Annotated in this window: 20 protein-coding genes; 7 read left to right on the top strand and 13 right to left on the bottom strand. The window is 44.3% G+C overall.

The features are described 5' to 3' along the window. Positions 1 to 88: 88 nt before the first annotated feature. Complete coding sequence (locus QWZ04_RS01115) at positions 89 to 3,520, top strand: PAS domain-containing hybrid sensor histidine kinase/response regulator (RefSeq protein ID WP_290324210.1); 3,432 nt, start codon at positions 89 to 91, stop codon at positions 3,518 to 3,520. 356 nt (positions 3,521 to 3,876) lie between these two features. On the opposite strand, the gene QWZ04_RS01120 is transcribed toward QWZ04_RS01115, so the two are convergent. The 7 genes from QWZ04_RS01120 to aspA all read right to left on the bottom strand — a co-directional run bounded on the left by QWZ04_RS01120 (position 3,877) and on the right by aspA (position 12,556). Then, on the bottom strand, positions 3,877 to 5,580 hold the full coding sequence (locus tag QWZ04_RS01120) for a sodium:solute symporter family protein (RefSeq protein ID WP_290324212.1): 1,704 nt from the start codon (positions 5,578 to 5,580) through the stop codon (positions 3,877 to 3,879). Positions 5,581 to 5,592: 12 nt separating this feature from the next. Continuing rightward, the gene (locus QWZ04_RS01125) at positions 5,593 to 5,859 is read right to left on the bottom strand and encodes a DUF4212 domain-containing protein (RefSeq protein WP_102523271.1); all 267 of its coding nucleotides are present in this window, start codon (positions 5,857 to 5,859) and stop codon (positions 5,593 to 5,595) included. Positions 5,860 to 6,052: 193 nt separating this feature from the next. Next, positions 6,053 to 6,676, bottom strand: coding sequence for a MarC family protein (locus tag QWZ04_RS01130; protein ID WP_290324214.1), 624 nt, complete (start codon positions 6,674 to 6,676; stop codon positions 6,053 to 6,055). A gap of 119 nt (positions 6,677 to 6,795) precedes the next feature. Further along, a complete protein-coding gene (locus tag QWZ04_RS01135) occupies positions 6,796 to 7,431 on the bottom strand; it encodes a response regulator (RefSeq protein WP_290324216.1) in 636 nt (211 codons plus the stop codon). Positions 7,432 to 7,653: 222 nt separating this feature from the next. Further along, complete coding sequence (locus tag QWZ04_RS01140) at positions 7,654 to 9,459, bottom strand: protein-disulfide reductase DsbD (RefSeq protein WP_290324218.1); 1,806 nt, start codon at positions 9,457 to 9,459, stop codon at positions 7,654 to 7,656. A 163-nt stretch (positions 9,460 to 9,622) separates the two neighbouring features. Next, on the bottom strand, positions 9,623 to 10,930 hold the full coding sequence (locus tag QWZ04_RS01145; protein ID WP_290324219.1) for an anaerobic C4-dicarboxylate transporter: 1,308 nt from the start codon (positions 10,928 to 10,930) through the stop codon (positions 9,623 to 9,625). A gap of 168 nt (positions 10,931 to 11,098) precedes the next feature. Then, positions 11,099 to 12,556, bottom strand: a complete 1,458-nt coding sequence (aspA, locus tag QWZ04_RS01150) for an aspartate ammonia-lyase (RefSeq protein WP_290324221.1) — start codon at positions 12,554 to 12,556, stop codon at positions 11,099 to 11,101. Between the two features lie 287 nt (positions 12,557 to 12,843). On the opposite strand from aspA, the gene QWZ04_RS01155 reads away from it, so the two are divergent. Beyond that, the gene (locus QWZ04_RS01155; RefSeq protein ID WP_290324223.1) at positions 12,844 to 13,365 is read left to right on the top strand and encodes an FxsA family protein; all 522 of its coding nucleotides are present in this window, start codon (positions 12,844 to 12,846) and stop codon (positions 13,363 to 13,365) included. Positions 13,366 to 13,480: 115 nt separating this feature from the next. Here the strand turns inward: QWZ04_RS01155 and QWZ04_RS01160 are convergent, their stop codons facing one another. The 3 genes from QWZ04_RS01160 to QWZ04_RS01170 form a co-directional block, all read right to left on the bottom strand. Beyond that, positions 13,481 to 13,957 carry a tRNA (cytidine(34)-2'-O)-methyltransferase gene (locus QWZ04_RS01160; RefSeq protein ID WP_290324225.1) on the bottom strand — a complete coding sequence of 159 codons (477 nt, stop codon included), beginning with the start codon at positions 13,955 to 13,957 and terminating at the stop codon, positions 13,481 to 13,483. Between the two features lie 105 nt (positions 13,958 to 14,062). Continuing rightward, positions 14,063 to 15,427 carry an envelope stress sensor histidine kinase CpxA gene (gene cpxA / locus QWZ04_RS01165; protein ID WP_290324227.1) on the bottom strand — a complete coding sequence of 455 codons (1,365 nt, stop codon included), beginning with the start codon at positions 15,425 to 15,427 and terminating at the stop codon, positions 14,063 to 14,065. Then, positions 15,427 to 16,116 carry a response regulator gene (locus QWZ04_RS01170; RefSeq protein ID WP_290324229.1) on the bottom strand — a complete coding sequence of 230 codons (690 nt, stop codon included), beginning with the start codon at positions 16,114 to 16,116 and terminating at the stop codon, positions 15,427 to 15,429. The genes cpxA and QWZ04_RS01170 overlap by 1 nt, the downstream gene beginning before the upstream one ends. 169 nt (positions 16,117 to 16,285) lie before the next feature. Here QWZ04_RS01170 and QWZ04_RS01175 point away from each other — a divergent pair, with 169 nt between their 5' ends. Further along, complete coding sequence (locus QWZ04_RS01175) at positions 16,286 to 16,798, top strand: CpxP family protein (protein ID WP_290324231.1); 513 nt, start codon at positions 16,286 to 16,288, stop codon at positions 16,796 to 16,798. A 68-nt stretch (positions 16,799 to 16,866) separates the two neighbouring features. Here the strand turns inward: QWZ04_RS01175 and QWZ04_RS01180 are convergent, their stop codons facing one another. Further along, on the bottom strand, positions 16,867 to 18,504 hold the full coding sequence (locus tag QWZ04_RS01180) for a methyl-accepting chemotaxis protein (protein ID WP_290324233.1): 1,638 nt from the start codon (positions 18,502 to 18,504) through the stop codon (positions 16,867 to 16,869). Positions 18,505 to 18,822: 318 nt separating this feature from the next. On the opposite strand from QWZ04_RS01180, the gene fieF reads away from it, so the two are divergent. Then, positions 18,823 to 19,731, top strand: coding sequence for a CDF family cation-efflux transporter FieF (fieF, locus tag QWZ04_RS01185; protein ID WP_290324235.1), 909 nt, complete (start codon positions 18,823 to 18,825; stop codon positions 19,729 to 19,731). A 268-nt stretch (positions 19,732 to 19,999) separates the two neighbouring features. Further along, a complete protein-coding gene (gene pfkA / locus QWZ04_RS01190; protein ID WP_102523258.1) occupies positions 20,000 to 20,962 on the top strand; it encodes a 6-phosphofructokinase in 963 nt (320 codons plus the stop codon). A gap of 177 nt (positions 20,963 to 21,139) precedes the next feature. Here pfkA and tpiA read toward each other — a convergent pair whose 3' ends face one another. Then, a complete protein-coding gene (gene tpiA / locus QWZ04_RS01195; RefSeq protein WP_102523257.1) occupies positions 21,140 to 21,910 on the bottom strand; it encodes a triose-phosphate isomerase in 771 nt (256 codons plus the stop codon). Positions 21,911 to 22,220: 310 nt separating this feature from the next. On the opposite strand from tpiA, the gene QWZ04_RS01200 reads away from it, so the two are divergent. Both QWZ04_RS01200 and QWZ04_RS01205 read left to right on the top strand, forming a co-directional pair. Beyond that, entirely contained in the window at positions 22,221 to 22,568 is a 348-nt protein-coding gene (locus QWZ04_RS01200; RefSeq protein WP_290324239.1) for a 5-carboxymethyl-2-hydroxymuconate Delta-isomerase, read from the top strand. A gap of 20 nt (positions 22,569 to 22,588) precedes the next feature. Next, the gene (locus tag QWZ04_RS01205) at positions 22,589 to 23,014 is read left to right on the top strand and encodes a DUF805 domain-containing protein (RefSeq protein WP_290324242.1); all 426 of its coding nucleotides are present in this window, start codon (positions 22,589 to 22,591) and stop codon (positions 23,012 to 23,014) included. A 34-nt stretch (positions 23,015 to 23,048) separates the two neighbouring features. On the opposite strand, the gene QWZ04_RS01210 is transcribed toward QWZ04_RS01205, so the two are convergent. Continuing rightward, positions 23,049 to 23,375, bottom strand: a complete 327-nt coding sequence (locus tag QWZ04_RS01210) for a DUF3135 domain-containing protein (RefSeq protein WP_102523254.1) — start codon at positions 23,373 to 23,375, stop codon at positions 23,049 to 23,051. Between the last annotated feature and the right edge of the window lie 278 nt (positions 23,376 to 23,653).

Consider the following 23,653-nt stretch of genomic DNA (forward strand, 5'->3'; position numbering starts at 1 on the left):
TGGCCTTTTTTTATCGCACTGATCGGCTTCATTTTTTCTGTTTAAATGACATCGATTGGGATCCGTAATTGACGCAAGGATGGCATCAATGCAAGGTTGGATTGTAGTACCCGTATCATTAGCCTACTTAGGCGTGCTGTTTCTGATTGCTTGGTATGGTGACAGGCAAACTAAATGGTTATCTCGTTGGCGTCCTTGGATTTACAGTTTGTCTATTGCTGTTTACTGCACTTCTTGGACGTTTTATGGCACGGTTGGACAGGCCAGTGCAAATCCTTGGTCGTTCATTCCCATCTATGCGGCTCCGATTCTGGTATTTACCCTTGGCTGGCGTTTATTAGCACGGCTTATTTTAATTGCTAAGCGCGAGCACATTACCTCTATTGCCGACTTTATTGCGGCTCGTTATGGTAAATCTCAAGGATTAGCCGTCACTATTACCCTGATTGCAGTGGCGGGAATACTGCCTTATATAGCATTGCAACTGCGCGGCATCACTATGGGGTTAGAACTGGTTGCGCCCAGCTTAATGACAGATTTTGGCTACCAAGATAGCAGCATATCTTGGTTTGTGGTGGTCGCGCTTGCGGTATTCACCATGTTATTTGGTACTCGCCATATCGATAACACAGAGCATCACCGCGGTATGATGATGGCGGTGGCGTTTGAGTCCATCGTTAAGCTATTTGCTTTCCTAGCTGTTGGGTGTTTTATCACCTACATTGCGCTGAACTCTGAAGATATCGGCTTAATTGAAGTTGCAAAGCAGACCTACCAATCGCCAAATATTCCGACGCTTCTGATCCATACCATCTTAACCATGGCTGCCATTATTTGTTTGCCTCGTCAGTTCCATACCATGGTGGTGGAGAACGAAAAACCACAGGATTTGCATACCGCTCGCTGGCTTTTTCCGGCTTATTTATTGCTGATGGCCGTGTTTGTTTTACCTATTGCATGGGCAGGACAAGGGCTACTTTCCGGCGCAAGTGCTGACTCATTTGTGATCAGCTTACCGCTTTCAATGGGAGCCGACAGTGTCGCATTGTTGGCGTTTTTGGGTGGGACCTCTGCCGCTTCAGGCATGGTTATTGTGTCGACGATAGCGCTCGCAATCATGGTTTCCAATGACTTGGTCTTGCCACTGTTGCTACGACGAATGCGGCTGAATGAACGTACTCATCATCATTTTTCTGGTTTGTTGCTTAATATTCGCCGCACTTTGATCCTTATTTTGTTAGCTGGTGCGTGGGGCTTTTATCAAATCCTTGGCAGCATCAGTTCACTTTCTGTGATTGGTTTACTCTCTTTTGCCGCTATCGCGCAGTTTGCTCCAGCATTGATTGGTGGCATGTATTGGCGGATCGGTAATCGAAAAGGGGTGTACGTTGGTCTGTTAGTGGGGTTCACGATTTGGTTGATTACGTTAATGAGCCAGACCTCGATGCTTGCCGGAAGCAGTGGCACTAATGTATTGCTTTGGTTAATTGAACCTCCTAAATGGTTGTCGGAACTTAACTTAGCTAACTCTGACTGGGGAATGGTACTCAGTCTCGTAGCAAATTCCTTGTGTTATATCGCGGTTTCATTGGTGACAAGAGCGAGCCTAAGTGAGCGCTTACAGTCAGCTGCATTTGTCGGTGCTCCGCTGCCAGAAAGTGAAAATGTGAGCCTATATCAAAGCCGAGTTACGGTGGCGGAACTGGAAATGTTGGCCTCTCGGTTTGTTGGCCGCACTCGGGTTCGCAGTGCATTTACTCAGTTTTGGCATCATCATGGTGGTCAGCTGATGCCTAACCAGCAGGCATCTTCCGCATTGATCCGTCATACCGAGCGTGTGTTAGCTGGGGTGTTTGGTGCATCTTCAGCGAGGTTAGTACTTACTTCAGCCTTGCAAGGTAGAAACATGCAGTTGGAAGACGTGGCAACCATTGTTGATGAAGCGTCTGAACTGTATGACTTTAGCAGAGGACTACTGCAAGGCTCCATCGAGCATATTAGCCAAGGGATCACCGTGGTCGACAAGCAATTGAGGCTGGTGGCTTGGAATCAGCGTTATTTGGAGTTATTTGAATTCCCTGCTGGTTTAATTCAGGTTGGGCGACCCATTGCCGATGTCATCCGCCATAACGCGGTTCAAGGTTTGTGTGGCCCTGGTGACCCAGAAGAATTAGTCCAACGACGGGTTGAGCATTTAGAGCGAGGCTCACAACACACCTCTTCAAGAGTCCGACCTGACGGGCGTTATATTGAAGTGCAAGGTAATCCGATGCCCGGTGGGGGCTTTGTCATGAGTTTCACTGATATTACGGTGTTCCATGAAACAGAAAAAGCGTTAAAAGAAGCCAATGAAAACCTAGAGTCTCGCGTTCGATCTCGTACCCAAGAGTTGGAAAGCTTGAATAAACGATTGGTAGTAGCCACGCAAAGTGCAGAATCTGAATCTCATTCAAAAAGTCGTTTTCTCGCCGCAGTGAGCCATGATCTGATGCAGCCATTGAATGCCGCTAGGTTGTTTGCTTCTTCCTTAACGGAAACCGCAAAAGATGGTGAAACTCAGCGTTTGTCTCATCATATCGAAAGTGCGCTAGAAGCGGCAGAAGATTTGATTGGTGACTTATTGGATATTTCTCGTTTGGAATCGGGCAAGCTTGAGTCTAACGTCCATGCATTTTCACTCAATGACGTTTTGGACAATTTGAATGCCGAGTTCAGCGCGTTAGCCAAAGAGCAGGGCATACAATTTACCATGGTGCCGTCTAATCTTCTGGTGCAATCCGACCCAAGGTTACTGCGCCGAGTGTTACAAAACTTTTTGACTAATGCATTTCGCTATAACCCCAAGGGTAAGGTTTTATTGGGTGCCCGGAGGGTGGGTAAGCAGATCAGAATTGAGGTTTGGGATAATGGTGTTGGCATAGCAAAAGAAAAACAAGCCATGATCTTTGAAGAGTTTACTCGGGTGGATGCTGGTCGCGCCGATCAAGGTCTAGGTTTGGGCCTAGCGATTGCAAAGGGTATTGCAAGAGTGTTGGATCACTCTATCTCATTGCGCTCTTGGCTTGGTGAAGGGACGGTGTTCTCGGTTGCGTTAAATCGTGCTGATATTGCTGAAGTGAAATTAGAAGCACCGATCGTGCCCGTAGTCAGTGATGTTGCCGGAATTAGAGTGCTTTGTGTGGATAATGAACCAGAAATTTTAACGGGTATGAGAACGTTATTAGAGCGTTGGGGCTGTGAGGTGAAAGTTGCGGAAGATCTTATTGGTAGCTTAAAAGCACTGGAAGAGGATTGGGTTCCTGAAGTGATCTTCTCCGATTATCGATTAGACCATGACCGCACGGGCCTAGAAGTGCTTCAACAGTGTCGTTTAAGGTTAGGCGACAGCTTTTTCGGGGTCATCATCAGTGCCGATAGAACCGATGATTTATTGGAAACAATTAAGACTAATGGCTTCAGTTTTATTGCGAAGCCTGTTAAACCATTAAAACTAAGAGCCATACTGAATCGAGTTAAGTAAACGATAAGCGGGTTGTTGAATGATTGGACTCATCGCCAACTGTGTCGGTGTTTATTTTAAATAATGCACTCATAGAACAGGTTGGTTTGCTTTTGGGTTATGGTAACCCTCCCTGAATGATTAAACTGACATGGTCAAGATTGCATGTAATTAACTTGTTGTTTGTTAACGGTTTCATTTGATTTTTTATAGCTATTAGTTTGTTTGGGTTACTATGATCGAATTGAATGGGCATGTTTGGCATAGCATGTCTGGCTTATATGGTTGAACTGCATTTATCGTTAAGAAACGAAAAGGCCGATGCTCATTGCATCGGCCTTTTAGTGAGGGTTAATCCCTACAACTAATCCACACTATTAATGGTCGTGAGCTTCACCTGCACCTTTAGGGTAACGAATAGACTCAACCATTTCTTGTACGTCTTCTGGTACTTCAGCAGTAAATTTGTTCACAACAATCGATACTACAAAGTTCAAACACATACCTAGCGTACCGATGCCTTCAGGGCTGATACCGAACCACCAGTTTTCAGGTGAGCTTGCTGCTGGGTTGATGAACTTAAAGTAGATGATGTAACTTGCTGTGAATGCAATACCGCTTAACATACCTGCGATAGCACCTTCCTTGTTCATCTTCTTGTAGAAGATACCGAGGATGATAGCCGGGAAGAAGGAAGCAGCGGCTAAGCCGAATGCGAACGCCACCACCTGCGCTACAAATCCTGGAGGGTTAATACCTAAGTAACCTGCACCAACAATCGCAACCATCGCGGCCAAACGTGCGGCCAGTAGCTCTTGTTTATCTGTCATGTTCGGTCTGAAGCCTTTCTTCAGTAAGTCATGAGAGATAGATGTTGAGATTACCAGTAGTAGACCTGCTGCCGTTGATAGTGCGGCTGCTAAGCCACCCGCAGCCAGTAGAGCAACTACCCAGTTAGGAAGTTTCGCAAGCTCAGGGGATGCCAGTACGATGATGTCACGGTTGATTTTCATCTCGTTACGCTCATCACCAGAGTAGAACATCTTACCATCGCCGTTTTTGTCTTCCCAACCAACTAGACCTGTGCTTTCCCAGTTTTTATACCAGCTAGGGGCATTTTCAGCCGCCACACCTTTCATTTCTGGGCCATTGATTGTCTCAATCATGTTAACTCGAGCAAACGCAGCCACACCCGGTGCTGTTGTGTATAGCAAAGAGATGAACAGTAGTGCCCAACCTGCTGAGATACGAGCATCACGTACACGTGGCACTGTGAAGAAACGAATGATTACATGTGGCAGACCGGCTGTACCAACCATAAGAGCGGCACAGATGAAGAATACATCCACCATGCTCTTATTACCTTCGGTATAGGCGGTGAATCCGAGTTCTTCGGTTAAACCATCGAGTTTATCCAATAAATAGACATCGGTGCCCGTTAGGGTTGACCCCATACCAACTTGTGGAAGTGGGTTACCTGTCATCATGATTGAAGTAAAGATTGCTGGTACAAGGAAAGCGAAAATGAGAACACAGAATTGAGCAACCTGCGTATAAGTGATGCCTTTCATGCCACCAAGCACTGCGTAGAAGAACACAATACCCATACCAATGATGATGCCGAGGTTAATGTCGACTTCTAGGAAACGTGAGAATACAACACCAACACCACGCATTTGACCAGCAACGTATGTGAACGATACGAAGATCGCACAGAATACCGCTACCATACGTGCTGTTCGGGAGTAGTAACGCTCACCGATGAAATCTGGCACGGTGAACTGGCCAAATTTACGTAAATAAGGTGCAAGACAAAGAGCAAGCAGTACGTAACCACCCGTCCAACCCATTAGGTAAACCGCACCGTCGTAACCAACGAACGAGATAATACCAGCCATGGAGATGAAAGAAGCAGCCGACATCCAGTCAGCAGCGGTTGCCATGCCATTCGCGACAGGGTGTACACCACCGCCCGCAACATAGAATTCACTGGTTGACCCAGCACGAGCCCAGATTGCGATGCCGATATATACTGCAAATGTAATACCGACGAGAATAAACGTCCAAGTTTGAATATCCATTTCTTTAGCCTCTTAGTCTTCCTGTACGTTATATTTTTTGTCGAGCGCATTCATGCGAGCAACGTAAATAAAGATCAGGGCAACGAAGGTGTATATCGAGCCTTGCTGTGCAAACCAAAACCCTAGTTTGAATCCACCAAACTGAATCGTATTCAGTGCGTCGACAAATAAGATGCCTGCGCCATACGACACAATGAACCAGACGGCTAATAATGAGCCCATGATCCCTAGGTTTTCTTTCCAGTACGCCTGTGCATGTTCCGTTGATTCGAACGCCATTGCATTCTCCTTTCGCTATCGGTCGTGTTAATCAGATGTTACATGGTTAACACTAACAGGCTTGTGTCCAGAGATCTTTTCAACTTTAGTCGGGGCGTTAAAATTAAAAAACGCCCATAAAATGGGCGTTTAGAGGGGTTGTGATAGTGAAGTGTGATGTTAATTTAATGTTAACTTAGCCAAAGGTCTAAGGCTACATATAGAAATCTTTGATCCCAAGTAGCAAATTATTGACCGCAACTGCTGCAAGTATTAGCCCCATCACTCGGCTGATGATCGCGGCACCCACATTACCAATGACTTTTTGAATATGAGTAGCCCCTAATAGCAGTAATAATGTGATCAGCAAAACCGCAAGCATCACCGCGGCTGTGATCGACTGTTCAACTAAGGCATAGCGATTATTATCAGTGAGCATCACGATCGCCATCATGGCACCCGGTGAGGCGATGGACGGAATGGCCAATGGATACACAGCAAGATCGGCTAAATCGGAACGAGTGATCTCTTCTGCCATTTTCTGTTCTTGTTCGGGCTTGCTTTCACCAAAAATCATGGTCAATGCAAATAGCAGTAGTACCAAACCGCCCGCCGCTTGGAAAGCCGGCAAAGGAATTTGCATGGCTTCGAGTACCAACTGGCCAGCGACTAGAAAGAACAACAAGACACCAGCAGAAATAGCGATGGCTTTTAATGCGACTAAGCGACGTTGTTTTTGCGTGAGGTGATGAGTTTGAGAAAGATAGACAGGGACTGATCCGATCGGGTCGATAACAGCCCATAGAACGATAAATTGGGTAATGATAATACTGAGCACAGAGGCCTCCCAGAGTTTGATGAAACAGAGGGATAATTAACCGACAGAAAAAACGTCAGCTAAGTAATTAATGAGTGTACCACTTAACTGAGTTCGGTATGTAAGAGCAATGTAAACGCTTACTGCTCAGGTTCGAGTTGTTGCAGCAATATGACTGCCTGAGTACGGTTTTTAACCCCCAGTTTACGAAATATTGCGGTCATATGGGCTTTGATGGTCGCTTCAGATACGTGAAGTTCGTAAGCAATTTGCTTGTTAAGTAATCCATCAGAAAGCATGCCGAGCACACGGTATTGCTGCGGAGTGAGCGCGGCAATCTTTTGGGCCAAATCGTTGCAAGCTTGATTGTTGGTGATCAGATCTTTTGGGAAGAAAGGTTCTCCGCCGAGCACTTGATTCAGAGCGGCGACGAGCTCGCGCATATCGCTTGATTTAGGGATGAAACCAAATGCACCATGGCTTTTTACTTGCGTGACGATGCTGGCATCCTCACTGGCTGATACAACCACTATGGGTAAATCTGGATACTCGGCTCGTAGGTGAATGAGGCCTGAGAGTCCATTCGCTCCGGGCATTTTGAGATCGAGAAGTAAAAGGTCGGGCTCTTGATCTTTTTTGAGTAGCGATAGCAAGGCATCTAGAGAATCAGCTTCAAGCAAATTTGCGCCACTGATCGCCATGTGTACTGATTGAAATAGAGCATTGCGAAAAAGCGGATGATCGTCGGCAATGATGATGGTGTAGGTCGAATCCATGACGTTATACACTCTTTAAATATTAGTTAAATTTAGTATAAACATTCGCCAGCATAAGCAACAACTACAATGCGCTTATTGCCTGATTTTTCTTTCTAAAATGTGAATGTGTGGGGTGTATTCGATGAAACGCTACGTTCACAACTGTGCAATTTTTTTGTGTTGGATATTTCCTGTCTAAGAGGAGGAAAGAGACCGGACTCCGGTCTCTTTTATATTGAACTAGAGTTTGTTGATGTGGGTAAGGAATGGCTCAGCTTTCATAAAGCCAGTGAGCCTTTTTTGTGCCATGTAGTTTCCATGGGCATCCCAGAAATCGATAGTTGGCAAACCAAGTACTTTTAGTTTTTTTAGTAACTGCATGTCTTGGCTTTGGTTTTTAGTGACGTCGGCTTGCAGTAACACGAAATCATTCAGCTTCTCAGCGACTTTTTCTTCGTGAAAAGTATACTTCTCAAATTCTTTGCAGGCCACGCACCAGTCAGCATAGAAATCGAGCATAACCGGTTTTCCAGCTTGCTTTGCTCGTAACAGCTCTGACTCAAGTTCCGCCACATTATTCACTCGGATAAATTGTGGTGCAGAGACTTCATGAGCTGCTTGTTGTGGTGCCATCCAGTGGTTGAGCACGGGTAATGCTGATGCGACAAGACCAAGTACAGCAATGATACCGACAATACTTTGCTTCCATCCGCCAAACGGTAGGGTATTTTTTGCATGGTATAGCCAGCCGAATGCCGACAAACCAAGTGCAGACCATAACACCTGTGACCACAATTCAGGCACGATGCGTTCTAATAAAAAGATTGGAGCGGCCAATAAAATAAAACCAAAGGCAATTTTGACCTTGTCCATCCAGCCTCCGGCTTTTGGCAGTAACTTGTTACCAAATACAGCGACCGCTATTAGTGGAATTCCCATGCCGATTGCGAGTGCGTAAAGAGCTACACCTCCAGTGAGCATGTCGCCACTTTGTGCAACGTAAAGCAAAGCACCGGATAAAGGAGCCGTTGTGCATGGAGAGCAAACTAATCCAGAAATTGCCCCCATAGCGAATACACCAACATTATTGCCACCTTGTTGTTGGTTACTTAGCTGGTTGAGCTTGGTTTGCAGGGTGCTTGGTAGCTGTAAGGTATACACACCAAACATAGACAGTGCCAGTACCACGAATAAAACACTTAACCCGACTAATACATAAGGGTGTTGCATGGCGGCTTGAAACTGCAAACCGGCAGAGGCCACGACTAAGCCCAGTAAGGTGTAAGTGAGCGCCATACCTTGCACATAAATAAATGATAATGTCAGCGCTCTGCGATGATTGAGCTTGCCACTGCCGAGTACAATACTGGTTAAAATAGGGTACATAGGGAGAACACATGGCGTGAAAGCTAAACCAATACCTAGACCAAAGAACAACAGCGGCGTCCACCAATTATTGGCCAGTTTATCGGTAAAGGTGTCGGCCTGAGAAGGGCGACTTTGTTTGTTGTCATCATTTAGCTGCGTTGATGATTGCTTACCCTGTTGCACAGGTTTGGCTATTTGCTGTTTTTCAGCTCTTAATGATTCACCGTTACCGATTAAAGAAAGTGGAACCTTAATGATTTCTGGTGGGTAACAAAATCCGGCTTTTGCACAGCCTTGATATCGGACGGTCAGTTCACCGTTTTCGGCTACATCGCTAAGTGAAACCGTTGCCAAAAGTGGGGTCGTGTAGATCTGAACCTTGCCAAAGAACTCATCTTGGTAAGGTTTGCCATCCCGCATTTCAATGCCGTCAATGGTTGCACCAGACGCACTAATACTGATTTTATCTTGATAAAGGTAATAGCCTTCTTTGACTTGCCAATCTAGTTCAACCTTGTCTGAGTGCTGGATGAAGTTAAAAGGAAAGGCTTCAGAAACCGTTACAAACTGATTACTGTCTGGTGTGAAGCTTGGTTGGTCATTGTTACCAAATAAAGCCCAAGAAGGGGAAGACCACGTGATCATGGCTATGATCAGTACCGAAAATATTGAGCGCATATCAATTGCTTCGCAGATTAAGTTGAGGCTAGTGTAACTCAATCAGACCTATTATTTGCTCAATAAGTTTCAAATGACATATCAGAAAAATGAAAAAAGGGAGCCGAAGCTCCCCTATATTTATATCAGCATCTAAAGTGATGCTCGTAAAGACTGATTACGGCTAAAGGATCATTCCGCCAAAAATAAAGCCTAACGTAACTGAAGACGAAATGGTCACCACGCCAGGAATAAAGAACGGGTGGTTAAACACGTACTTGCCTATGCGAGTTGAACCTGTGTCATCCATTTCTACTGCTGCTAGCAATGTTGGATAAGTCGGTAGAACGAACAGGGCACTTACTGCGGCAAAAGATGCTACCGCCGTTAACGGTGCAACACCGATCGCCAGTGCTGCTGGCATAAGAGCTACCGTTGTCGCACCTTGCGAGTAGAGCAACATTGATGCGAAGAATAACACTAAGGCTAGCATCCATGGGTAGTCAGCCAGTAGCGCGCCAGCGACATCTTTAATGCTGTCGACGTGAGCGTTAACAAAAGTTGAACCAAGCCATGCCACACCAAGTACACAAACACAGGCTGTCATACCAGAGCGGAATGTTGCCGCCGCTGGGATTTTTGCCGCATCGATTTTAGTGAACAATACGATGGCCGCGGCTGCCGCTAACATAACCGACATAATGGCTTCATTTCGGCCAAGAGCTGGGTTTTCAATAAGACCAACAGAGCCTGAAATCGCTGCTGCGTAGCAAACGACAAATAAGATTGCTGCTAGGAAAATGAACGTTGCACGTTTTGCGGTAGGCAAAATTTCGCGTTTTTCCTCAGTGTTTAATTTGATAAGGCCCTGTGCCAAACGTTCTTGATAAATGGGATCGTCTTTCAGTTCTCCACCCATGAAGTTCGCAACAAATGCACCGATCATACAAGCAATGAATGTGGTTGGAATACAGACTGCAAGCAGAGTGATGTAGTCGACGCCAAACGGCGCAAGCATGGCTGCAAAAGCAACCACTGCCGCTGATATAGGCGAAGCAGTAATGGCGATTTGCGAAGCAACAACCGCAATAGAAAGAGGGCGAGAAGGGCGAACACCTTGGCCTTTAGCTACTTCTGCAATGACAGGAAGCGTAGAAAAAGCTGTGTGTCCTGTGCCCGCTAGTAACGTCATAAAGAAAGTCACAATCGGAGCGTAGAAAGTAATGCGTTCAGGGTGTTTTCTTAAAAAGTTTTCTGCGATTTGAACTAACCAATCCATACCACCTGCAACTTGCATAGCAGCAATTGCTGTAATCACAGACATGATGATCAGAATAACATCGACAGGTATGTACGCTTGGCTAGTCGGTACTCCCATGATGAGTGATAGTGCGATAACACCTGCGCCACCAGCAAACCCAATGCCAATGCCACCAATTCTGGCCCCTATAAAAATAAAGAACAGAACAACAAACAGTTCAACAAATACCATAATTACCTCATCTTCTACATTTTGATTTTAATTATTGTTGAAATGACAGCATTAAAGCTCCCATTTCTGGAATTTGGATAGATTCTAGGCGGTATAAATGAAAGATAAAGGTTTTACGCCAAATTAGAATCTAAAAAGGGCCCAATATTATTGGGCCCTGATAAAAGATTATGCTTCGTAGCGTTTTGCTTTATATTTTGGATGCATTAGGTTTTCAACAGAGAAAATATCGTCTAACTCTTCTTCGGTTAGCAGGCCGCGATCCAGTACAACTTCACGGACACTTTTACCGGTTTCAGCACAAATTTTACCGACGATGTCACCTTCGTGATGGCCAATGTAAGGGTTAAGATAAGTCACGATGCCGATAGAGTTAAAGACGTGCGCTTCACACACTTCTTTGTTTACTGTAATGCCGTCGATGCACTTGTCACGTAAGTTAATGCACGCATTAGTCAGAATTGTCATTGATTCAAACATGCTTTGTGCAATAACTGGCTCCATTACGTTCAGTTGTAATTGGCCACCTTCTGCGGCAAACGAGATGGTGTTATCGTTACCCAGTACTTTAAAGCATACTTGGTTGACTACTTCAGGAACCACAGGGTTCACTTTTGCTGGCATGATGGAAGAACCAGCTTGAAGTTCCGGTAAGTTCAGCTCATTGAGGCCAGCGCGAGGGCCAGATGAAAGTAGGCGTAAATCGTTACAGATTTTCGACATCTTAACCGCAAGGCGTTTAAGGGCCCCGTGAACCATCACGTAAGCACCACAGTCTGAAGTTGCTTCGATTAAATCTTCCGCTGGAACACACTCTAAGCCTGTTACTTGAGTTAAATGTTTAACGGCAAGTTGTTGGTAGCCTTCCGCAGCGTTTAGACCAGTACCAATCGCGGTAGCGCCGAGGTTGACTTCTAGTAGTAGTTTAGCGGTGTATTCAAGGTTACGAACTTCTTCGTTGAACGTAACTTTCCAGGCTCGGAATTCTTGACCAACCGTCATAGGTACTGCGTCTTGAAGCTGAGTTCGGCCCATTTTCAATACTGTTGCGAATTCTTGTTCTTTAAGCTCGAATGCACCTTTTAGGTATTCAATGGCTTCAATGAGTTTACTGAGGCTGATGTGAACAGCAATGCGAAAGCCAGTAGGGTACGCGCAGTTGGTAGACTGGCTCTTATTGACGTGATCGTTTGGATTAATGAAGTCGTACTCGCCTTTTTGTTTGCCCATCAACTCAAGGGCAACGTTTGCAATCACTTCATTGGCATTCATGTTAACAGAAGTGCCTGCTCCACCTTGGAATACATCTGACGGGAATTGATCCATGCACTTTCCTGTATCTAGGATCAAATCACAAGCTTCTACGATGTATTTTGCAACGTCTTTAGGTAGCACACCAAGTTCGTTGTTTGCGAGAGCCGCCGCTTTTTTCGTCATGACCATGCCGCGAACGAAATCGGGCACATCAGAGATGGTGCTGTTTGAGATATTGAAGTTTTCAATAGCGCGCAGGGTATGGATACCGTAGTACGCATCAGCGGGAACGTGACGTTGGCCTAGTAGATCTTCTTCGACGCGAGTCGCAGTATTTAGAGAAGTTTGATTAAGATCTTGAGTCTTAGTCATACTGGGATCCTTAGAATATTATTCTGATAATAAATAGTATTATTAGCCAATTCTGTTTTTAAGAATCCATTCGTTAGAGCTTTTGGCTGGTAAAATCTCTCCTGACTTCTGCTGCTCATCATAACGAACTGTAGGCATAAAAATAGTAGCTGGATCACCTTTTTGAGTTTATTTTCCTAATATTTGCATGGTAATCAAAACACGATCACATCGCGCTTTTTTACGGCGAAAATTTGTTGTTTTACAGGCAAAGCAATACACTGGCTACAATGACCTAAGGAGGACTTGTGTTCCCGATTCTATTGTTACTATTTATAGCGGTACCCATTATTGAAATCAGTTTGTTTATTCAAGTTGGTGGCGTATTAGGTATGTGGCCCACGATTGGCCTAGTGATTGTTACGGCATTCTTTGGTGCAACGTTGGTACGTAGCCAAGGCTTGCAAACACTCATGTCTGTTCAAAGTCGTTTACAGCAAGGTGAGTTACCTGCTCAGCAAATTGTAGAGGGTGTGATGTTAGCGGTTGCTGGAGTCCTATTGCTGACTCCTGGATTTATGACCGATGTATTTGGCATGACCGTTTTACTTCCTGCTCCACGTGCATGGCTTGCTAAACAGTTAATGAGTAAAGTGAAAGTGAACAATATGGCTGCGGGTGGTTTCCAATCTCACAGTCACTTTCAGCAAGGCAACCCTTTTGAACAAAGTGGGTCTAGTCCACATGATAATTACCAAGATGGTGATACGTTTGAAGGTGAGTACCAGAAGAAAGACGATGATGACAACGACCGTAATCGCCTGAATTAGTTAAAAGCAGGATTAAGGACGCTTCGCTAAAGGCTAAAGGCTAAAGGCGATAGTGATATGATTTCTTCGTTCCTTAATCCTACTCTTTCCCCTTTCCTGGTTGTTCTATTTTGATTTACACCGCGCCGTTGAATCCAAGTTGACGCCATGCTTCAAAAGCAATAATCGCAACAGCATTAGACAAGTTTAAGCTGCGGCTGTCAGGCATCATTGGGATGCGAATGCGCTGTTCCATTGGTAGGCTTTTGATGAAGTCTGCAGGTAAGCCTCGTGTTTCTGGGCCAAACAATAAAACATCACCCTCTTGATATTTGGCGTCCACATGATGGCCGGTTGTTTTGGTGGTGCAAGCAAACAAGCGGTAATCACCGTCTCGTTGTTCTAAATATTCAACAAACGCGGCAAAATCTTTGTGGCGCTTTACGTGGGTAAGGTCGTGATAATCTAAACCCGCTCTACGTAGTTTCTTCTCTTCCAAATCAAACCCTAGCGGTTCAATAAGATGCAAGTTTGCTCCGCAGTTGGCACTAAGGCGGATAATATTACCAGTATTGGGTGCGATTTCTGGTTCGAATAAAGCAATATCAAGCATGAGAATGTCGTATCTGGTTGGGAAAGTGCGGTCAGTATAGAAGTAAACCCCGAGCGCAAGCAAGATGAAAACTCGCGTTTTCGGGGCACATAATGGTACTCAGACTTAAGTGGTCGGCAGAGTGATCGACACTTGCAAGCCGCCTAACGAACTTTTACTGGCAACAATTTGTCCGTTATGTTGGCGAATTGCGCTTTCCGTAATCGCCAAGCCAAGTCCTGCGCCGCCAGAGTGACGATCTCGTGCGGTTGATACTCGATAAAACGGTCTGAATATGTCAGCCAATTCTTCTTCTGGAACACCATCACCATCATCTTCTACAATAATGCTGATCTTATCTGATGAGCGCTTGAAGCTGATTTGAATCGAATGCTGGCTGTAATGAATGGCATTGCGAACAATGTTTTCAAGTGCGCTCATTAACAGGCTTGGATTACCGCTAATCTGGCCAATTGGCACGGCTTGGTATTGCAGAGCTTTGCCGCATTGCTCTGCTTCAAATTGCGCATCGTCCAGTAGTGAACCCCATAGTTCTAGCACGCTGAGGGTTTCTCTTTCTTGGTGGCTGTTGACTTGCATTCTAGATAACTTTAGTAGCTCGCTGATCATTTGCTCTAAACGTTCAGCTTCGGTGTCTATTCGTTGTAATTCACTGCTGCTGCCTTGTTTGCGTGTGGCTAATGCATTCGCCATGCGTAAGCGTGTTAATGGTGAACGCAGTTCATGCGAAATGTCTGACAGTAGCCGTTGTTGGCCTGAAATCATTTGATTGACGGCCAGTACCATCTGGTTAAAGCTCGCGCCAGCTTGGCGAAATTCGCTCGGGCCTTTCTCTAGTTTCGGATCGACAATGAATTCGCCCTTAGTCACTCGTTGTGCTGCTTGCTCTAAACGGCGTGCCGGTTGGCTAAGAGCCCATGCAAGCCAAAGTAGCAGTGGGGTAGAAACCGCCATCACAACTAACAATAACTGGAATGGGCGGTCAAATAGCTTTATCAAAAAAGAGGGGGGCTGGTCCCACTTTATTGCACTAAATAGCAACAGGTCCTGTCTGGCAATAGTGATGGGAAACGGGCCTGCGAGCATGATTCTGCCATACAGCTTCTGTTTGGGCTGGCTGGTTAAGTCGATATCGGAGATAAAGTTTTGCACGTAACGCTTTTGCCTTCCTCTTTCTTGGGTAATGAGGTTACCTTCCAAATCGGTAAGATAGAGCTCTGGCCCAGATTTGTGCTTGTTGTGTTCTTTCATTTGTTGAAGCGTTCTGGTTAGGTTAGGGGCATCGCCATAACGTCGTTCAACGATTTTAGTTATCTTTTCAATTCGCTGCAGGTGATCTTTAGTTATTTGGTGAGATTGCCTTGGATCTAAATGTGGAACAGCAAGCACTGCGAACAATACCAGCAACATGGTAAACCAAAAGATAGCGAAGATTCGCCCATATAAGCTAGATATCGTTGGGAGTTTCATTAGCCAGCCTCAACTAACAAATAACCACGGCCTCTTAACGTTTTGATACGAGGTTTGTCATCACTGCGAAGCGGCAATTTTTTTCTCAAGTTGGAGACATGCATGTCAATAGCTCGATCGAAAGGTGCAAGGCGTTTGCCTAATACATCTAAACTGAGATTCTCTTTAGTAATGATCTCGCCAGGGTGAGCAACGAAGTGGCTCAGAAGAGCGAATTCCGTGGTGGTGAGGTCAAGTAGACTTTCTGCGTAGTACGCTTCTTGCTTACCTGGATAAAGTACAATTTCTTGGTAGCTTAAGCTGTCAGTTTGTTTATCTGATTCTGTTATCGACTGGGTGCGGCGCAGTATGGCGCGTATACGAGCAAGCAATTCTCTGTCTGAAAAAGGCTTCGGTAAATAATCATCCGCGCCCAATTCTAGCCCGATCACTCGGTCAATTTCTTCGCCTTTAGCGGTTAGCATAAGTACCGGGGTTTGCCACTCTTCACGTAGCTTCTTCAACATTTCCATGCCATTCATTCTTGGCATCATGTTATCGAGCAAGATAAGGTCGGTGTCATTGTTGACCGCTGCTAGACCAGCAATACCGTCATTGGCTTCGGTAATATCAAAGCCTTCATAACTCAGAATGTCTTTCAATAAGCTGGTGAGCTCTACGTCGTCATCAACTAATAGGATATTTGCCATAATTGCCTCATCTCGTTTCTTATAGTAATCATACTCATAAAAGAACGCTGTTCTAGAACTCTTTACGTATCTTTACGATTCCTAAACACCACTTTACATTGAAAGTCGTAATCTATACTCAACCGCTGTAAAGACAGCAGGTCGATATCAAACTTCTGAGGAAAAGATTATGAAACTAGCTAAAAAAATGGTCATCGCAGCTGCTGTACTTCCTATTGCTTTCGGTTCTGCAAGTGCATTTGCTTTTGGTGGCGGTAAAGGAGGCGATCACAAGGGCGGTAATGATTTCGCTAAAAAATGTGGCGGCATGGATAAGCGTGTTATGCGTCAACTTGATTTGACCGACGCTCAGAAAGAACAGTTTAAAGAGCTTCGTAAGCAAGGACGTGAAGAAGGTAAGGGTAAGAGCTCTGAAAAGTTCGCTAATATGCAAGCGCACCAACAAAAAGTACAAGATCTTGTTTTAGCCGATACGTTTGATGAGCAAGCAGCGCAAACATTGGCTAACGAAATGGTCACTAAGCAAGCAGAGCGTCGTGTGAAGATGCTTGAGCAGAAGCAAAAAGCAATGAGCATTTTAACGGCTGAACAAAAAACTAAGCTAAAAGAGCTACAGGCTGAGCGTATGCAAGAATGCCAAGAACGCTTTGAAGATCGTCAAAATCGTAAATCTGACTCGTAAGTCAGATAATAAACAAGCGGCTTATTAAGCCGCCTGTTTCTATTTATGATCTCACCTTGTAGCAGTCATTAGACTTTAAATTGCCCTACGAGTTGGTCTAATCGTTCACACTGTTCAGATAAAGACTGATAGGCGGTTTCTGCATTGGCGACCAGTCCTACCATTTGGTGGCTGCTTTCAGCAATAGACTGAATGTTACTATTCACGTCTTCACTCACACTGCGTTGTTCGTCTGCCGCGCTAGCAATATGCATATTAAGCTCATTCATTGTGGTGATTGAACCCATGATCGTTTGCAGTGACAGGCCGACTTCCTGAGCTTGAGTTTCCATTTCAGCGCTGTTGGTTTGACTAATAGACATCACTTTAACCGCTTGCTGAGAGCCGACTTGAAGCTTTTCAATCATGCTTTGTATTTCGCCAGCACTATGTTGTGTTTTACTGGCGAGTGCTCTTACCTCGTCGGCTACCACCGCAAAACCTCGGCCTTGTTCACCTGCTCGTGCTGCTTCAATGGCCGCATTGAGTGCCAATAAATTGGTTTGTTCCGCGACCCCTCGTATAACATCTAAGATAGAAGCGATATTAGTCACGTCATTTTCGAGTGAATTAACTACGTTCGATGCTTGTTGAAGCTCATTAGCTTGCTCTGAAATAGACTTAATGGTGTGTTGTATCAGTGTGTCGGTGGTTCCTGCTTCATTACTCGCTTGCTGGCTAGATGCGGATGCTGAATTTGCGTTGTCACTGACCAAGGCGCTGGTGGCACTGAGTTCGTTAACGGCAGTCGCAACGGCATCGCTTTCATGTTGTTGGCTCTGGGCTTTTTCCATTACTTGATGAGTAATTTGATTGAACTTGTCCATCTCATGACGCACGGTCGTGGATGCAGAGATTACGTCACTGATCGTGTGTTGGATCTTTTGTGTAAACAGATTGAATGTTCTCGCGAGTTGGCCAAGTTCATCTTTGCTTTCTATCGGTAATCTTGCGGTTAGATCGCCATTGCCGTTGGCGATGTCTTCCATTACGTCATTGATTCGTCTAATCGGCGTCATGATGCTTTTAATCAGTAGCATAGTTAATGCAATAGCAATGATGAATGCCACCATCCCACCGATTTCCATCGTAGCCTTAGCATCCTCAATAGCATCAATTTTTAGTATTTCTAGAGCTGCCGAGTTTTCATCCATTTGATCTTTAATGGCTTTAAGGTTTTTTACTAGTGATGTAAAGGTACGATGAAGTTCATCACTCAGTGTGTTGTGGAGGCGGTTTGCTTGGGTTGGATTTACCACGATGTTTTCGTTTAGTGCGGTCCACTCTTTAAATAGGTTGAGTGCAATATCGAGGTTTGCTTGGTATGAAGTATCAAGAAAACCTTTATTGATAGCCACTTGAGCGGTAGCAATTCGTTTGTAAGTTTTTTTAGTTTCATCTCTGTACAGCTCAATGTAGCTATCGATTTTGTTGGGTTCAGTGGTAGTTGCTAGGCCAAGAACTGCCACTTCTGCTTGATAGAGATCTCGATAGGCATCATCGAGAGCCAGTTGAACAGGTTTAATGTGTTCACTGTAATTCGTGTTGTAATCAGCTTGTTTATTAAAAGCGAGAATGGCGGCAGTGAACGTGATAGCAAAGAGAGAAATGATCAATGCAACGGGCAGTGTGATTTTATATTTTAAGCTCAAATTTTTGATTGGCATAGTGGGCTTTATCCTACTTGTATATTGGGTGGCGCTTTATTATTGATCAATATATCTTTATGAATAAGAAGGATTTTTTATTTTTTTGATGCAAACGGTTGTATTTGTGTTTATTACTGATTGTAATAAGATTTGATAAATTACAAATGAATAAATAAAGAGGGAAAACACCTCTTTTTTTGAAGTTTTTAACTACTTTGCGAGTCAGTTATCATTGAATGAGATATTTAAATTTACGCCAAGGATATTCGAGTTTTATTGTCATAACTGCTTTAAATCGGTATATAATTTCAACAATGCCTAATTAGTTAAAGTGTTATGAAACCTTCTTATTCTCACTACGTTACTATCGCTGCTTATGCAGCTACCGCTGTCGCTACCGTTTTATTGATCGTCAAGCTAATGGCTTGGTGGGTGACAGGCTCAGTGAGCCTTTTAGCATCATTGATTGATTCTATGCTGGACATTGCAGCGTCTGGCGTGAATTTATTGGCATTGCGTTATGCTTTGCAGCCCGCAGATAAAGAACACACCTTTGGCCACGGAAAAGCGGAATCGCTAGCGGCATTAGCACAGGCGATGTTTATTTCTGGCTCTGCTTGTTTTTTGATACTGAATGGTATTGATCGTTTTTTCCGCCCTCATGAATTGCACTCCCCTGAACTTGGTATCTATGTCAGCGCATTTGCTATTGTATTAACGGGCGCTTTGGTAGCCTTCCAAAAGCATGTAGTAAGACAAACTGGTAGCCAAGCCATTGCTGCTGATTCTCTTCATTATCAGTCAGATCTTTATATGAATATTGCCATTATGGTTGCGCTGGGCTTGAGTTGGTATGGGCTTGGTCAAGCGGATGCGGTCTTTGCTATAGGTATTGGGATATTTATTCTTTATAGCGCGTACAAAATGGTAACTGAAGCAATTCAGTCACTGTTGGATAGACAACTGCCGGAAGAAGAACTGGGTAAAATAAAAGCGTTGTCTTTATCGGTTGATGGCGTACTGGGTGTACACCAATTAAGAACAAGGATGTCAGGGCCTGTGCGCTTTATCCAACTGCATTTAGAGCTTGAAGACACGATTCCTTTAATTGAAGCTCATCGTATTTCTGATCAGGTTGAAGCCGTCTTAATGGATCACTTTGAACAGGCCGATGTGTTGATTCATCAAGATCCGTTATCAGTGGTACTGAGTGCTGAAAAAGAACAAAAGCAAAATGATTGGTAGTTTCGTAATTAAAGCACCATTAATTGAGATAAATGGTAAAGAGTTAACCATCTTTTGTTAAAATGACATAAACTCCATTTGTTAGTGATATGAATCAACAAAGTTTGGTAGCATAGTTGTAATACTCTTTCATAAGTAAAAAAATTTCATAAATACGTCGTGCTTACTGTTGATTATGTAATTGTAACACGGCGTTAATAAGTAAAGATTTCGCCAGTGATGGCAGCTAGAATTAATAATTAAGATTCCCAGAGATCAGAGGGTGAGCATGATTAAGAAGATCGGTGTTTTAACAAGTGGCGGCGATGCCCCAGGTATGAATGCAGCAGTACGTGGTGTCGTTCGCACAGCACTTACTCAAGGCCTTGAAGTATTTGGTGTATATGATGGTTACTTAGGTCTGTATGAAGGTCGTATTGAAAAGCTGGATCGTTCTAGTGTTTCTGATGTGATTAACAAAGGCGGTACTTTCCTAGGTTCAGCACGTTTCCCTGAGTTTAAAGAAGTGGAAGTGCGCGAGAAAGCGATTGAAAACTTGCAGAAACACGGTATCGATGCCCTTGTGGTTATCGGTGGTGATGGTTCATACATGGGTGCGAAGAAGTTGACTGAGATGGGTTATCCATGTATCGGTCTTCCTGGCACAATTGATAATGACATTGCAGGTACAGATTACACGATCGGTTACTTAACAGCATTGAACACCGTTATTGATGCGATTGACCGTCTGCGTGATACATCATCTTCACATCAACGTATTTCTATTGTAGAGATCATGGGTCGTCACTGTGGTGATTTGACGCTAATGTCTGCGATTGCAGGTGGTTGTGAGTACATCATCACGCCTGAAAATGGCTTGAACAAAGATGAGTTGATAGCAAGCATCGAAGAAGGCATCACCAAAGGTAAGAAACACGCGATTATTGCGCTTACTGAGCTAATGATGGATGCAAACGAGCTAGCAAAAGATATCGAAGAAGCAACCGGTCGTGAGACTCGTGCTACGGTTCTTGGTCACATTCAACGTGGTGGCCGCCCAACAGCGTTTGACCGCGTTCTTGCTTCTCGCATGGGTAACTACGCTGTACACCTTCTACAAGAAGGTCATGGTGGTCGCTGTGTTGGTATCCAGAAAGAGCAACTGGTTCACCATGACATCATTGATGCTATTGAGAACATGAAACGTCCAGTACGTAATGATCTATACAAAGTTGCTGAAGAGCTTTTCTAAGCCAAATCAACGATTGTAAGTTAGAAATAGAAGCCGCTGATGTTCAGCGGTTTTTTTATGCCAGTAGAAATGTATTGAATGAGTTAACCCTATACGAAATCTTTTTCCGCCTTTTTCTTTTATTCAAAAAAAAGACCAGCCCTGCGGCTGGTCTTTATAAATCAGGTAAGCGTGAAATTACGCTTTAGCTTCTGCTGCTGCTTTAGCGATAGCTGCAAAGCTTTTCGCGTCTAAAGCTGCACCGCCAACTAGAGCACCATCGATGTCTGGTTGTGCGAAGTAAGCTGCTGCATTTTCTGGTTTAACAGAACCGCCGTATTGGATTACAACGTTCTTAGCAACTTCTGCATCTTGATCTGCAATGTGAGCACGGATAGCGGCGTGGATGCGTTGTGCATCATCAGCTGTTGCTGCTTTACCAGTACCGATAGCCCAGATTGGTTCGTAAGCGATGATTGCGCCGTTAAGAGCTTCAGCACCTTGAGTTTTGATTACAGCGTCAAGTTGACGTGCACATACTGCTACTGTTTCGCCAGCTTCGTTTTGTGCTTCAGACTCACCGATACATAGAACAGGAGTTAGGCCGTTTTCTTTTAGGAAAGCGAATTTCTTAGCAACGAACTCGTCAGACTCAGCGTGGTATTCACGACGCTCAGAGTGACCGATGATGATGTGTGTAGCACCGAAGTCTTTCAGCATTTCTGGAGACATGTCGCCAGTGAAAGCACCTTTGTTGTTTACATCAGTGTTTTGAGCACCAAGGATGATTGCGCTACCCGCGTCAGTCAAAGTGCGCTCAGCTAGGTCGATGTAAAGTGCTGGTGGAGCAACTGCTACGTCCACACCTTTCACGCCTTCAAGCTCAGCGTTAAGTCCATTTAACAGCTCAGTAACCATTTCTTTGCTGCCGTTCAGTTTCCAGTTACCCATAACTACAGGATGACGCATAAGGGATCTCTCCAATTTAAGTCGATTAATGTAAAAAACTTCCGTTATGGCGAAAGAATATAACAGATTAATAAGGCAAATACATGACTCGCGTCATTACTTTCATCGTTCTTCTGAAATGATCAGATGAGTTACAACAAAATCTGTCTCATTGCATTCAAATGAAGATTTGTTGTGTGAAGCATGACGGGTGATCCAGATCGCCAAAACGTGAGTGTATGGTTTCGAATGCTATAAATTGCGGTATGTTAATGAGCTCTGTAGCGCTGCTGTTCCGATGGCGCGTGATTTAGCATTCAAGGAAAGTAGCATGCCCAATTTGGTGATGGAATATTCGAACTCAGTTGAACAACGCGTTAATGTGCAAGGGTTACTGGAAGATTTACATCAGGCTGCCATTGAGAGCAGTTTGTTTGATACCGACTCGATAAAATCACGAGCATTGCGCAGTCATCATTGGATTGTGGGTGATCAGGGTGACAGCGTCGATTTTATCCATATTAGCTTTGAGTTACTTTCTGGTCGAAGTGAAGAGCAAAAAAGATCGCTGTCGCGTCAGTTGATTACGGTGTTGCAACAACAGGCCATGTCGGTGCATAGTCTAACGGTGAATATCAGAGACATGGATAAATCGTGTTTTCAAAAAGTTCTTAATTGAGTAAAGGTAGTTTCAGTAAGATGTCGATCAAGCAGTTATTATTTTCATTTCAAGGCCGAGTTGGCCGTAAAGTATTCTGGATTTGGAATGCGTGTTATTACATTGCCATTATGGGTTTTACCATGGGAATCAACGTGTTGTTTCCAGCGCAAGCAGGAATCATCAGTGTGGCATTTTTGGCATTCTTGATGTTGCCTGACTTAGCGATTACCGCAAAGCGTTGGCACGATAGAAACAAATCTAATTGGTTTCTTCTGTTAAACATCCCGCTCATATTAGGCCGTATGTTTGTACCTGTCGGTGGCGCTGATATGGTGGCTCAGCCGACCATAATTCAAACGGTGGCCTCTTTGGCGGCATTGGCGTGTGGAGCTTGGTTGTTTATTGAGTGTGGCCTATTGAAAGGGGATGATGCGGAAAACCGTTATGGAAAACCGCAATCTTAAACTAATAACCGAAATCTAAAGTTCAGTGATTAAATTATTGGCGCGCAGTAAAAGGCAGTATTTGTGCCGTGGGTTGTGCGTCATTATCGCCATCAAGAGCGTCTCTAAATTTACCCATTTGGACCGATAATTCATTCATTAACGTTACATTGGTATGTACCGGGTTTTTGCACTTGGTGATCACTCGCTCAATGTGGCTTTGTTGCGCCCACAACCGTGGTTGCATCTCTTGCGAGGCACAAGTAATCATTTCTTCGCACATCTGACGTCGGTATTCTTCAAACGCGGCTGGGTCATTTTCAGCCAGCGCCACAAGCTCATCAAATGGCGGTAATGTTTGGTCAATTTGAGCACGGTCCATACCACTCTCCTATTGTTTACATTTTGTTTACACATTCAGCATACGCCAATTTTCAGCCAAGAAATGAACAATATTTAAGCAGTCTCAATGTTGAGATATGCACCAATGAGATGAATGGATGAGCTGGAAATAATAAGGGTTGAGCTTTTAAATAGACAAACATAGCAAGAACAGACAATTAGGCACAATCAATGCGATGCCTGGTTGCTGTGCTTTGGTCGATGGAAATAAAGGTAGAAATGCCTACTTTCCAGTGAAAAATTCATGATGAAATAGGC

Source organism: Vibrio tapetis subsp. quintayensis (assembly GCF_030409945.1).
Classification (GTDB): Bacteria; Pseudomonadota; Gammaproteobacteria; order Enterobacterales; family Vibrionaceae; genus Vibrio; species Vibrio quintayensis.